Source organism: Vibrio atypicus, from assembly GCF_009811315.1.
GTDB lineage: Bacteria > Pseudomonadota > Gammaproteobacteria > Enterobacterales > Vibrionaceae > Vibrio > Vibrio atypicus.
The window spans coordinates 308,930-321,436 of the sequence record NZ_BLID01000006.1; the positions used below are offsets into that span (position 1 = coordinate 308,930).

11 protein-coding genes are annotated in these 12,507 nt (G+C 42.5%); 4 read left to right on the top strand and 7 right to left on the bottom strand.

Features of this window, described 5'->3' with window-relative positions:
* Positions 1-128 precede the first annotated feature (128 nt).
* Positions 129-1,307, top strand: coding sequence for a 2-octaprenyl-3-methyl-6-methoxy-1,4-benzoquinol hydroxylase (locus tag GVO60_RS14770; RefSeq protein ID WP_159655359.1), 1,179 nt, complete (start codon positions 129-131; stop codon positions 1,305-1,307).
* A gap of 67 nt (positions 1,308-1,374) precedes the next feature.
* On the opposite strand, the gene crr is transcribed toward GVO60_RS14770, so the two are convergent.
* The 5 genes from crr to cysZ form a co-directional block, all read right to left on the bottom strand.
* Positions 1,375-1,884, bottom strand: coding sequence for a PTS glucose transporter subunit IIA (crr, locus tag GVO60_RS14775; RefSeq protein ID WP_038139456.1), 510 nt, complete (start codon positions 1,882-1,884; stop codon positions 1,375-1,377).
* Positions 1,885-1,989: 105 nt separating this feature from the next.
* Positions 1,990-3,714, bottom strand: a complete 1,725-nt coding sequence (ptsI, locus tag GVO60_RS14780) for a phosphoenolpyruvate-protein phosphotransferase PtsI (RefSeq protein ID WP_159655361.1) — start codon at positions 3,712-3,714, stop codon at positions 1,990-1,992.
* 137 nt (positions 3,715-3,851) lie between these two features.
* Positions 3,852-4,109, bottom strand: a complete 258-nt coding sequence (locus GVO60_RS14785; RefSeq protein ID WP_004415108.1) for an HPr family phosphocarrier protein — start codon at positions 4,107-4,109, stop codon at positions 3,852-3,854.
* Between the two features lie 301 nt (positions 4,110-4,410).
* Positions 4,411-5,379: a cysteine synthase A gene (cysK, locus tag GVO60_RS14790; RefSeq protein ID WP_159655363.1), complete on the bottom strand. Its 969-nt coding sequence runs from the start codon at positions 5,377-5,379 to the stop codon at positions 4,411-4,413.
* Between the two features lie 213 nt (positions 5,380-5,592).
* A complete protein-coding gene (cysZ, locus tag GVO60_RS14795; RefSeq protein WP_159655365.1) occupies positions 5,593-6,330 on the bottom strand; it encodes a sulfate transporter CysZ in 738 nt (245 codons plus the stop codon).
* Between the two features lie 208 nt (positions 6,331-6,538).
* Between cysZ and zipA the strand changes: the two genes are divergently transcribed.
* The 3 genes from zipA to GVO60_RS14810 all read left to right on the top strand — a co-directional run bounded on the left by zipA (position 6,539) and on the right by GVO60_RS14810 (position 11,217).
* Positions 6,539-7,426, top strand: a complete 888-nt coding sequence (gene zipA, locus GVO60_RS14800; RefSeq protein WP_159655367.1) for a cell division protein ZipA — start codon at positions 6,539-6,541, stop codon at positions 7,424-7,426.
* A gap of 165 nt (positions 7,427-7,591) precedes the next feature.
* Positions 7,592-9,604, top strand: coding sequence for an NAD-dependent DNA ligase LigA (ligA, locus tag GVO60_RS14805; RefSeq protein WP_159655369.1), 2,013 nt, complete (start codon positions 7,592-7,594; stop codon positions 9,602-9,604).
* Between the two features lie 491 nt (positions 9,605-10,095).
* Positions 10,096-11,217 (top strand): porin, encoded by a 1,122-nt coding sequence (locus GVO60_RS14810; protein WP_039626089.1) that lies wholly within the window; start codon positions 10,096-10,098, stop codon positions 11,215-11,217.
* A gap of 145 nt (positions 11,218-11,362) precedes the next feature.
* On the opposite strand, the gene GVO60_RS14815 is transcribed toward GVO60_RS14810, so the two are convergent.
* Both GVO60_RS14815 and GVO60_RS14820 read right to left on the bottom strand, forming a co-directional pair.
* Positions 11,363-12,013, bottom strand: a complete 651-nt coding sequence (locus GVO60_RS14815; protein ID WP_159655371.1) for a DUF2057 family protein — start codon at positions 12,011-12,013, stop codon at positions 11,363-11,365.
* A gap of 118 nt (positions 12,014-12,131) precedes the next feature.
* The gene (locus GVO60_RS14820) at positions 12,132-12,317 is read right to left on the bottom strand and encodes a hypothetical protein (RefSeq protein WP_159655373.1); all 186 of its coding nucleotides are present in this window, start codon (positions 12,315-12,317) and stop codon (positions 12,132-12,134) included.
* Positions 12,318-12,507: the final 190 nt, after the last annotated feature.

Sequence of the window (12,507 nt, forward strand, 5' to 3'; positions counted from 1 at the left end):
AAAAACAGTTAAACCCTATGTTGTACAAGGGGTTTGCTTAGATGAACTAAGAGGTTTTTAGTTACATTTTAGTAATGAAAACGTACAATGAAAAACAGTCAATTAATCAAACAATTGAAGTGCGAAATATGAGCAAATATGATGTTGCCGTGATCGGCGGTGGTATGGTGGGCGCAGCCGCAGCGGTAGGGTTTGCCAAGCAAGGTAGACGTGTCCTTTTAGTTGAAGGTAAAGCACCAGAGCCATTTTTCGCTGACCAAGCGATGGATATTCGAGTGTCTGCGATCTCAGAACACTCCGTCGAAATACTGAATTCGCTTGGCGCCTGGCAAGCAACATCAGACATGCGAGTATGCCCCTATCGCCGATTGGAAACTTGGGAGCACCCAGAATGTCGTACTCGATTCCATTCTGATGAATTAGGCATGGAACAGCTTGGTTACATTGTTGAAAACCGTTTGATTCAGCTTGGTCTTTGGGGGGAGTTTGAACAGTTCGGCAATTTAACATTACGCTGCCCAGATACGCTAGAAAGCCTTGAGTTTGGCGATGAAACGTTGGTTAAACTCTCGTCTGGTGAAAGCTTTGTTGTTGACCTCGTAGTGGGGGCCGATGGTGCTAATTCCAGAGTTCGTGACCTAGCTGGGATTGGTATCACTGCTTGGGATTATCGCCAGCACTGCATGTTAATTAATGTAACCACTGAACTGCCTCAGCAAGATATTACTTGGCAGCAATTCAACCCAACTGGGCCGCGCTCTTTCTTACCACTGAGTTCATTGACTGTTGATGGGCAAGAAGTAGGGCAAGGTTCATTGGTTTGGTATGACACACCAAAACGTATTAAGCAGCTTTGTGCGATGACACCAACTCAATTACGCGCAGAGGTTTTGACCCATTTCCCCGCAGAGTTGGGAGAGATTGAAGTGCTACAATATGGCTCTTTTCCACTGACTCGCCGACATGCTCAAAGCTATATAGCGCAAGGGTGCGTGTTGATTGGGGATTCAGCGCATACCATTAATCCACTGGCGGGGCAGGGCGTGAATCTTGGCTTTAAAGATGTGGAAGCATTATTGGAAGTCACGGAAGGGCAAGCCCATTTGTCGGCATCTGTACTGAAGCGCTATGAGCGAAAACGTCGCCCTGATAATTTATTGATGCAGTCTGGTATGGATTTCTTCTATAAAGGTTTTAGTAACGATTTTGCGCCGCTAAAGTTAGTAAGAAATGCGGCACTGAAAATAGCGGAAAACGCAGGCCCTTTAAAAACTCAAGTGCTTAAGTATGCCCTCGGCTTAAAGTAATCCAATTTTCTTCAGGTAATAAAAACGCAGCCAAGGGCTGCGTTTTTAGTGTTTGGCTAAGTAAAAATTACTTAGTTACACGTAGAACTGGAGTTTCACCAACAGTTACAGAACCAGAAAGCTTGTTCAGCTCTTTGATTTCGTCCATGTTAGAGATAACAACTGGAGTAAGAGTTGACTTCGCTTTCTCTTCAAGAAGAGCTAGATCGAATTCAATGATAGTGTCGCCAGCTTTAACAGTTTGACCTTCTTCAGCGATACGCTTGAAGCCTTCGCCTTTTAGTTCAACTGTGTCGATACCGAAGTGAACGAAAAGCTCAACACCGTCGTCAGACTCGATAGAGAACGCGTGGTTCGTTTCGAAGATCTTACCGATAGTACCGTTTACAGGAGCTACCATTTTGTTACCAGCAGGTTTGATAGCAATACCATCACCAACGATTTTCTCAGCGAAAACAACATCTGGCACGTCTTCAATGTTAACGATTTCACCAGATAGAGGTGCGATGATTTCGATTGCACCAGCGTCAGCGCTGTCGTCAGATACTAGCTTCTTAAGTTTGTCAAACAGACCCATTGTGTCATGCTCCTAACGTTTTTATTTAATTCTGTCGAATTATAGTATACCAATCTTCCGAGATAGACGACTTTTTTTACCGTCTATCTCATTGGAATTAGTTGATTATTGAGTTTTCTCAGCAATGAACTTTTCTACAACGGCTTCGATTTCTGCAGCTGTTGGTAGAGAAAGTGCTTCTTCAGCCATCGCTTTCACTTCAGCGAAGTTAGAGTTACGGATAACTTTCTTCACTTTAGGGATAGAGATGCCGCTCATTGAGAACTCGTCTAGACCCATACCTAGAAGTAGTAGCGTTGCGCGCTCATCGCCCGCTAGCTCACCACACATACCAGTCCATTTACCTTCAGCGTGAGAAGCGTCGATAACTTGCTTGATCACTGTTAGTACTGCTGGTGATAGTGGGTTGTATAGGTGAGAAATCATTTCGTTACCACGATCTACCGCAAGTGTGTACTGCGTTAGGTCGTTAGTACCGATAGAGAAGAATGATACTTCTTTCGCTAGGTGGTGTGCGATTGCTGCAGCAGCAGGAGTCTCAACCATTACGCCGATTTCGATTTCTTCGTCAAACGCAAGGCCTTCTGCACGAAGTTCTGCTTTGTACTCTTCGATCGCTTTCTTAAGTTCACGGATTTCTTCTACAGAGATGATCATCGGGAACATGATGCGTAGTTTACCGTGTGCAGATGCACGTAGGATACCACGTAGCTGATCACGTAGGATTTCACGACGGTCTAAGCTGATACGTACTGCACGCCAGCCTAGGAATGGGTTCATCTCTTGAGGAAGATCCATGTATGGAAGATCTTTATCGCCACCGATATCCATAGTACGGATGATCACTGACTCGCCATTCATTGCTTCAGCAACTTCTTTGTACGCTTTGTACTGCTCTTCTTCAGTTGGAAGCGCATCGCGGTCCATAAATAGGAACTCAGTACGGTACAGACCAACGCCTTCACCACCGTTACGGATGATACCGTCACAGTCTTTTACTGTACCGATGTTACCGCAAACTTCTACACGGTGACCGTCTAGAGTTTCAGCGTGAAGATCTTTTAGCTTAGCTAGCTCTTCTTTTTCAGCAACGAATGCTGCTTTAACCGCTTTTGCTTCTTCTAGTTCTGCTTCAGAAGGGTTGATAACAACTTTGTTGTTCATCGCATCAAGAATCAGCATATCGCCGTTCTTAACTTGCTTAGTGATGTCGTTAGTACCAACGATAGCTGGAAGTTCTAGTGAACGAGCCATGATTGAAGTGTGAGAAGTACGACCGCCGATGTCACAAGCGAAACCAAGAACGTAGTCTAGGTTGATCTGTGCAGTTTCAGATGGAGTTAAGTCGTAAGCTACTAGGATAACTTCTTCGTCGATATCGCTTAGAGAAACGATATTGATACCTAGTGCATTTTTAACAAAACGTGTACCGATATCACGGATATCCGTTGCACGTTCTTTTAAGTATTCGTCATCTAGAGATTCTAGAGCAGACGCTTGCTCTTCGATAACGGTGTAGATTGCGTTATCAGCATGCATCTTGTCGTTTTTGATCAGTGCTAGGATTTCTTCCTCTAGCTCTTCGTCTTCAAGAAGCATGATGTGACCTTCAAAGATCGCTTCTTTCTCTTCACCGAAGGTTTCAAGTGCTTTCTGTTTAACAGTTTCTAACTGAGCAGATGACTTGTTACGAGCGTCAAAGAAACGCTGAACTTCAGCTTCAACTTGGTCGTCAGAAATAGTGTGTGTGTTTAGGACAATTTCATCTTCTTGAAGTAGTAGTGCTTTACCAATCGCAATACCAGGAGATGCTAGGATGCCTGAAATCATAGCCTTACCTTAAGTTGGTCAACTTTAAAACGGGAGAATAATGGGTGCGCTAACGATAATTTGTAGCTCAAATTTTGCTCTATTTCCAACAAAGCCATTTTGTTTTCACAAAATGGCTTTGAAAATAGAAGACCGGATTAGTGTAGTTGGTCCATTAGAGCAACTAGGTGGTCAACAGCTTGTTGAGCTTGTGGGCCCTCAGCTGAGATAGAAACTACTGTACCTTTAACTAGGCCTAGAGTTTGTAGTTTGAATAGGCTCTTTGCGCTAGCGCTTTTACCGTTAGAAGTCACAGTGATGTCCGCGTCGAATGCTTTAGCTTCTTTAACGAACTGTGCAGCTGGACGAGTGTGAAGACCGTTTTCTGCTGTGATTTCTACTTGCTTCTCGTACATGTTATATACCCCAATTGATTTATATTTTGATAGTTTCTTAACCAGAACTAGCTTAACCGTAAATAATATATTCTGCTAGATGCACAACGTTCATTTCGTGTCAGAACTGATACTGGTTGTAAATTTCTCACTCATGATTCCAATCTGTGTCGAATCTCACAAGTGACATAAAATCTTTATTAGCTCTTTTATTTTGAAGCTAAAAATAAAACTGCCCTGATATTACCAAAGGTGTGGCGAGGATCAACAAAAAAGCCCCTAAATGGGGCTTTTTTGGACGAAAAATTGATTTGACAACATATTACTGTTGGTTTTCTTTCTCGGTAAAGATGCCTGCAAATAGAGCGGTACTTAGGTAACGCTCACCAGAACTTGGAAGTACGGTAACGATAGTTTTTCCTTCAAATTCAGGTAGTTCTGCAAGTCGGTTTGCTGCAACAACTGCTGCGCCAGATGAGATGCCAGCCAAAATACCTTCTTCTTCCATTAGGCGTTGAGCCATAGTAATCGCTTCTTCTGATGTTACAGATTCAACGCGGTCAACAAGCTCTAAATCTAGGTTGCCAGGGATAAAACCAGCACCAATACCTTGGATTTTGTGCGGAGCTGGTTGAATTTCGTCTCCTGCAAGCGCTTGTGCAATCACTGGCGACTCTGCTGGTTCAACGGCAACAGAAACAATGTTCTTACCTTTTTCGCCTTTAATGTAACGGCTTGTACCTGTAATCGTACCACCCGTACCAACACCTGCGACAAATACGTCTACTTCACCATCTGTTGCATCCCAGATTTCTGGACCTGTCGTTTTCTCGTGAATCTGTGGGTTTGCAGGGTTGTTGAACTGTTGTAGCAGCAAGTATTTTTCAGGGTTGCTTGCAACAATCTCTTCAGCTTTAGCAATTGCCCCTTTCATGCCTTTTGCCGCTTCTGTTAACTCAAGGTTTGCACCAAGTGCTTTTAGAAGCTTACGGCGTTCAAGGCTCATTGACTCTGGCATTGTCAGTGTAAGTTTGTAACCACGAGCTGCTGCTACGAATGCAAGTGCAACACCTGTATTACCACTTGTCGGTTCTACAAGTTCTACACCAGGCTTTAACGTGCCTGCTTTTTCCGCTTCCCAAATCATGTTTGCGCCGATACGACACTTAACACTGAAGCTTGGGTTACGCGCTTCAACTTTCGCTAGGACTTTACCTTTGCTGACTTTATTTAAGCGAACTAGAGGAGTGTTACCGATTGTTTGTGAATTATCTTCGTAGATTTTGCTCATTATGTGATCCTTCATCTCTATGTAAGCTCCGCCTGTTTTCGGTAAGCAAAGCTAAGTTGTTCTATTTTAATTGACTGGGTAGAGATTAGGACAGCTGAAAAAACTAGAAAAGGATTAAAAAGTTATATGATATGAACTTGCTCAGTAGAGGAGAGCATAAAAGCGGGCAAATCAAATGTATCTGCCCACTTAAAGTGGTGCTAAATAATGGTGCTATTTCTTAAATTCAGTTACCCACATTGCCGTCGCGCCACAGACCGCAATAGGCATAACAAATAGGTTCAGTATTGGAATGGTCGTAAACACACTGACGAGAGCGCCAAAGCTATAAGCTTTGCCTTGTTTTTGTTTCAAATTGTGTCTCATTTCATTAAAACTAATCTTGTGGTTATCAAATGGGTAATCACAATATTGAATTGCTAGAATCCAAGCGGTGAAGACAAACCATAGGATCGGGCCAATAGTTTGTCCTAAAGCAGGGATGAGTAATAAAAGGAATAAGCCAATTGCTTTAGGTAAAACATAAACCAGTTTGCGCCATTCACGAGCGAGAATTCTCGGCGTATCTTTTAATGTAGAGAGCAGGCCATCTTCATTCACTTTTTGATTGGTGAGGTGCTCTTCCACTTTCTCAGCCAGTAATCCATTGAAGGGCGCTGCTATAAAATTGGCCAGCGTACTGAAAAAATAAGAGAACGTCGCAAGAATAGTCAGAACAAGTAGTGGCCAAAGCAGGTAGCTTAACCAGGATAAGAAGTCAGGTAACTGCCCTAACATTTGCTCAATCCAAACATCTAAATTTGAAAACAAGTAAAACAGCGCGCCACCGACAAGTAGAATATTGGCTAATAGTGGTAGTAGAACAAATTGGCGGATACCAGGCTTTAGAGCGAGATCTAAGCCGTAAAAAAAGTAGCCAAACCCACTACGTTGGTTAATTGAAGAATTCATAATAAAGAGTCATCTACTGGTTTAAAAACGAACATTGGTTATCTTAACAAGAAAAAAGCGTGTTCAAAATCACAACATTCTTGGAACTTCTAACATTAAGTTGTTCTAAAACAGGGGAGAGTTTTGGTAGAGTTACTGAAGTTAGGTATAACCCAATTCAATAGGAAGACTCAAAGAGTCTATTTTATTGAGTAATTGAGAGCTAAAAATGCAGGAACTGCGATTCGTACTCATAATTGTCGGAGCCTTAGCGATTGCCGCTTTGCTGTTCCACGGTTTATGGACAAGTAAGAAAGAAGGGACGACAAAGTTTGGTAATAAGCCATTACGTAAGCTAGACGTCGACAATGATGAAGAGTCAGAGGCAATGCCTGACAGAGCATTTGCGCCTGAGGACGATTTTGAAATCATCCGTAAAGAGCGAAAAGAGCCAGAATTTGCCGTGGAACCTGTAGCTGCGGATCCTCTAATCGATGGATACACTGACGTGGCGGAAAAAACAGCTACGCCATTCAACGATGAAGCTGATATTGATGTCCCTTCATTTTCAAGTAAGTCATTAGATGATGTAGAAGAAAAGCTTGAACCTATCGTAGATCTGGAGCCGATCGTTGAATCTGAACCAGAAACCGTAGCGGTAGAGCCTGCCGTTGTGACTGAACCTGCACCAGAGCCGGAAATGGAAGTGATTGTATTGAACGTTCACTGTGCTGGAGAAGAACCGTTTGTGGGCACAAAGCTGTTTGATAGCATGCAACAAAATGGTTTGCTGTATGGTGAAATGGATATCTTCCATCGCCATTCGGATCTTTCTGGTACTGGAAAAGTTCTGTTCAGTGTAGCGAATATGATGCAACCTGGCACATTGAAGCACGGTGATCCTGCTGAATTTACAACTAAAGGTATTTCATTCTTTATGACCTTACCTTGTTATGGTGATGCGGACCAAAACTTCAAGCTAATGCTTAAGACCGCTCAGCAGATTGCAGATGACCTTGGTGCGAATGTATTAGACGACGGGCGTAACCTTATGACGCCAAATCGAATTGATGGATATAAAGCGCAGATTCAAAAATTCAAATTGGCGAGCGCGTAATCTCAATTCCGACTTCAAAAGGGCTCCGTGACGGGGCCTTTTTTCATTGTGCTGTTAAAGGGGATTGCTAACCTTTGACGGTATCGCCATACTTCTTGGCAATTATTATTACATCGCAGCGATTGGCGATGTGAGATTGAAACTATTTACTATTCAGAGTTAGCTATGTCGCAACCGATTCAAGAAAAACTCACTCAACTACGTGAAACCCTTCATTATCATGGTGTGAAGTATTACGTGGAAGACAGTCCAGAGATTCCCGATGCTGAATATGATCGCTTAATGCGTGAATTACTGTCATTGGAAGAAGAACATCCGGAGCTGGTTTCAGTTGATTCCCCAAGTCAGCGCGTCGGTGGTATGCCGCTTGATGGTTTTGGTTCTGTCGCGCACGAGATTCCTATGTTATCGCTAGACAACGCGTTTGATGATAGTGAGCTGGATGCCTTTCACAAACGTATGTCTGATCGTATACCGAGCGCAACGTTTGATGTTTTTTGTTGTGAGCCTAAGTTAGATGGTTTGGCCGTTAGTCTTTTGTATGAAAATGGAGTTCTGGTCCAAGCCGCGACTCGAGGCGATGGCGCGACAGGTGAGAACATCACTGAAAATGTAAGAACTATTAAAGCTATCCCCCTTAAATTACAGGGTGAAGGCTGGCCACAACGGATAGAAGTTCGCGGTGAAGTCTTTATGCCTAAAGCTGGTTTTGACAAACTTAACGAAATGGCGCTGAAAAAAGGCGATAAAGTTTTCGTTAACCCTCGTAACGCAGCGGCAGGAAGTCTTCGTCAACTTGATTCACGCATTACGGCAACACGTCCTTTAAGCTTTTATGCATACAGTGTCGGTGTTGTTGAAGGCGCGGAGCTATCTGAAAGTCACTACGAGCGCTTTTTACAGCTTAAAACCTGGGGGCTTCCAATGTGCCCAGAAACTCGACGCGTACAAAACCTGTCAGAAGTAAAAGCGTATTACCAAGATATCTTAACTCGCCGAGATGAGCTTGCGTATGAAATCGATGGGGTGGTGATTAAGGTCGATGCGATTGTATTGCAAGAACAACTCGGCTTTGTCGCAAGAGCGCCTCGCTGGGCAATTGCTTATAAGTTTCCTGCTCAAGAAGAGATGACAGTTCTCAATGATGTTGAGTTTCAAGTTGGTCGTACGGGGGCGATTACTCCTGTAGCCAAACTTGAGCCTGTTTTTGTCGGTGGTGTTACGGTAAGTAATGCAACGCTACACAATGCGGATGAGATTGAGCGCTTAGGTGTCATGGTGGGTGATCACGTGGTTGTTCGCCGTGCTGGTGACGTTATCCCGCAGATAGTCTCAGTAGTTCAAGATCGCCGACCTGAAACTGCGCGTGAGATTGTATTTCCTGCTCAATGTCCAGTATGTCTGTCCCAAGTGGAGCGCATAGAGGGGGAAGCGGTTGCTCGTTGTAGTGGTGGCTTAGTGTGTCAGGCGCAACGCAAAGAAGCGCTAAAGCATTTTGTTTCTAGAAAAGCACTAGATGTCGATGGGCTTGGTGTGAAAGTCATCGAGCAACTTGTCGACAAAGAAATGGTGGAAACGCCGGCGGACCTATTCAAGTTGTCTGCAGGCATTATTACCGTTTTAGACCGCATGGGGCCAAAATCTGCGCAAAATGTTGTTGATGCGTTAGTTAAAGCAAAAGAGACAACATTGCCGAGATTTTTATACTCTCTAGGTATTCGTGAAGTTGGGGAAGCGACAGCCGCTAATTTAGCTCAGCACTTTAAAACCTTAGACGCTGTTACTCGCGCAACTCATGAAGAGTTAATCGAAGTTTCGGATATCGGTGGTATCGTCGCGAGCCATATTACCGCGTTCTTTGCTCAAGAGAGAAATCAACGGGTAGTTGATGATTTGATTGCGCAAGGGGTTAATTGGCCTGATATTCAAGAGAAAGATGAGGCTACCCCGCAGCCACTAGCTGGTAAAACAGTGGTATTGACTGGTTCGTTATCGCAACTATCGCGTGGTGATGCTAAAGCAGCATTGCAAGACCTTGGTGCAAAAGTCACAGGCAGTGTGTCGAAAAAGACTGACATATTGTTTGCTGGAGAAAATGCAGGATCTAAATTAGCAAAAGCACAAGATTTAGGAATTGAAATTCGCACAGAACAAGATCTAATAGACCTTTTAAAATAAGCCCTTCAAGATGAAAGAAGCCACCAGTAGGTGGCTTTTTTTTATGCAAAAATAAGTGCCACTTTAAGGCTCAATATCTATGTGGACTCTTCAGTGATCATTATCAAATTAATGTAAATGACGTTTTTTTATTCAGATTTATGCGAGGCATATCAACCTGTTTTTATATTTTATTATATGTAACTAACTGATTTTATTTTATTTTACCTTTTTGTGGGCATGTGTTCTGTTTGTTCGAGATCTTGATCACTATGCTTAGAAAAATTTGTAGCGGGTCATATTTTTTTAGATGAAAAGAAAGTTCTGATTGATGTTTTGCTCCGCGAAGTTAGTCTAAAGGCATGGATACACACTGTGTATGCAGGAAATAGAAAATCAAAAGTTAAAGGTTAATTTGCGGTTTTCACATAGGAAATGAATTCTCCCTTCGGCGGCCAACTTAAGGCGAGAAACAAGAAAAAACAGCTATATCCATTTTTAGGAGTTTTTCCATGGACAAAATGTTTAAACGTACTCTGCTAGGTGCAGCAGTTGCTATCGCTTCCACAGGTGCTTTTGCAAACACTGAATCTTCTCAAGTAGGTATTATTTCAGACTTCAACGTACAAGCGTACGGTGTTGCAGCAATCAGTGTATTCACTGAGAAAGATAAAAAAGGTTACCAGTGGGACAATGAGTCACGCATCGGTTTCCGTGCAGACAAAGATTTTACTGACAATGTGAATATCTTTATGCAAATTGAATCTGGCTGGGTAGGTACAGACGGTACGGGTGCTACTTTAGGTAACCGTGATACATTCCTTGGTCTTCGTGGTGATTGGGGTACGGTTCGTGCGGGTCGTATGCTTACTCCAATGTACGAACTGGTTGACTGGCCATACTCAAACCCAGGTCTAGGTCGTGTATGGGATTCTGCTTGGGCCGCTGACGTAGCATATCACCGTGATCGTCACGGTAACCAACTACGTTACGATTCGGCGCAGCTAGGCAACCTAAACTTCAGCCTATCTACAGGCATGGGCGACACCTCAGTTGAAAGTAACTACTTCTACGGCGCTAAAGCAACACTTAAAGCGGGCGACATGTTCACTTTCCACGGTGCTGTTGAATCTGAAGTCAATCGTAAAAAATCAGACGCTGTTGAAGCTGCCTTCTCAGTTTGTGCAGCAGCCTCGCCTTGTGAAGATTTAGATGGTAACAATGTTGCAGTTGGCGATGTTTACCAATCTACAGCAGCAGCAGACGCTGAATTAGCTGATACTATGGGTTACCTAGTGGGCTTTGAAGCGGCACTTCCTGGTGGCTTTGGTCTAGCAGCAGCATACAAAGCGGGTTCTAGCGACGTTCAAGGTGGCGATAAATCTGAGCAAGGCTCTTACTCTATCATCGGACAATACTGGATGGGTGCTTGGGGCTTCAAGCTAGGCTACGCAGCTAACCTTGATTATGAAGTAAACGGCAAGACTCAAAAAGATACTGCGGATAGCGTAGTTTCAGGTCAGGTCATGTATGTTAAGAATGGTTTCGTCCCATACTTCCGTGTAGGTTCTTACACGAAGAACGATGGCGATGCGACACCATTTGCACGTCTAGGTCTAGAATACGGCTTCTAATTTCTTAGAAATCATTATTATATCTTTTAAAAGAGGAGCTTCGGCTCCTCTTTTTGCATTTTGTAATTTTGTTGAATCGTTGTTGCCTTAGAAAACAAAAAAGCCAACAGAACGTTGGCTTTTTACTTGCGACCACATTGAAGAGTTAATCTATATTTGAGACAGCCCAAGAGAGGAATTTTTGCTTTTCTTGTTTAGATAATTTGTTGAAATAATCTTGGGTGATTTCTAGATTATTTGAAATCGATGCTTTAGCTTGAATGTCTTTTGTTTCTGTTTGAGCTAGTGGTTCTACAGCAGCGCTCTTAGAGTTTGTACCTAGAACAATATTTTTATCTTTGTTATGTAGGCGGCTCGCATCAGCAAAGTCTTCTGTTAATGATAGCCAACCTTTAGATAGGTTATCTGCTTCTACATTGGTGATATTATTAACTGAACTTAAAGAGAATTTATCCTTGGCTTGACGTTTGTCATAAGCAAGGGATTGCTGTTCATTGTCTATTGATGGTGTGATTAATGTCGCACTACCATTAAGACCATCGAGTGTGATGATTACTGGCACTGACTGATAGAAGTAAGCTTGACTTGATCCTGGCTTAAAGGTTTTTCGAATATCAAAAACAAATTGGCTTTTTCCATCTGGTAAGGTGAGAGTTTCGTTATTTAAGTACTGAGCTACATTATTGGATTCATTTACCGCTAAAATATTAATGCTTTTTGGGAGTGTTATTTCTACAGAGGAAAACGCGTTGAATGCGATGAAAGGAAGTGTAGAAATTAATACTTTTTTTATCATGGTTTGGCCGTCCCTAACTAAATCAAGACTTCATTATACAGCACAATAACAATGTATCATTGGATTAGAGTTGATAACTTTGACCGATAGCAATATTAATTAGGGACGAAAATTAAGGCTAATATTTTCGAGTGCCTTTGTTCATGTCACAGTAGAATTGTGGCACGAAGACAGAGTTTCCGTCAGGCAGCAAACATTGAACATGGCTACCTACCACATTTCCTGCTTGTGTGTTGTTAGCACTGGAGCTGAGTGGGATAAACATAGTAAATACAATTGAAATTATCAATAGAACTTTACGCATGGGATTCTCCTAACAAAATTGCGAAGCAACTCTCAAATCGAGTTAACTTTAGTATGTTGAAGGAATCAGAAAGATCAAAAATAATTTAAATATTCAAATTTTGCTTTAATAAATAACTGAATCTTAATGCGTGATGATAATTAATAACTCAATGATATTTATAGTGTTGAGGTGATATTCTATTGATATC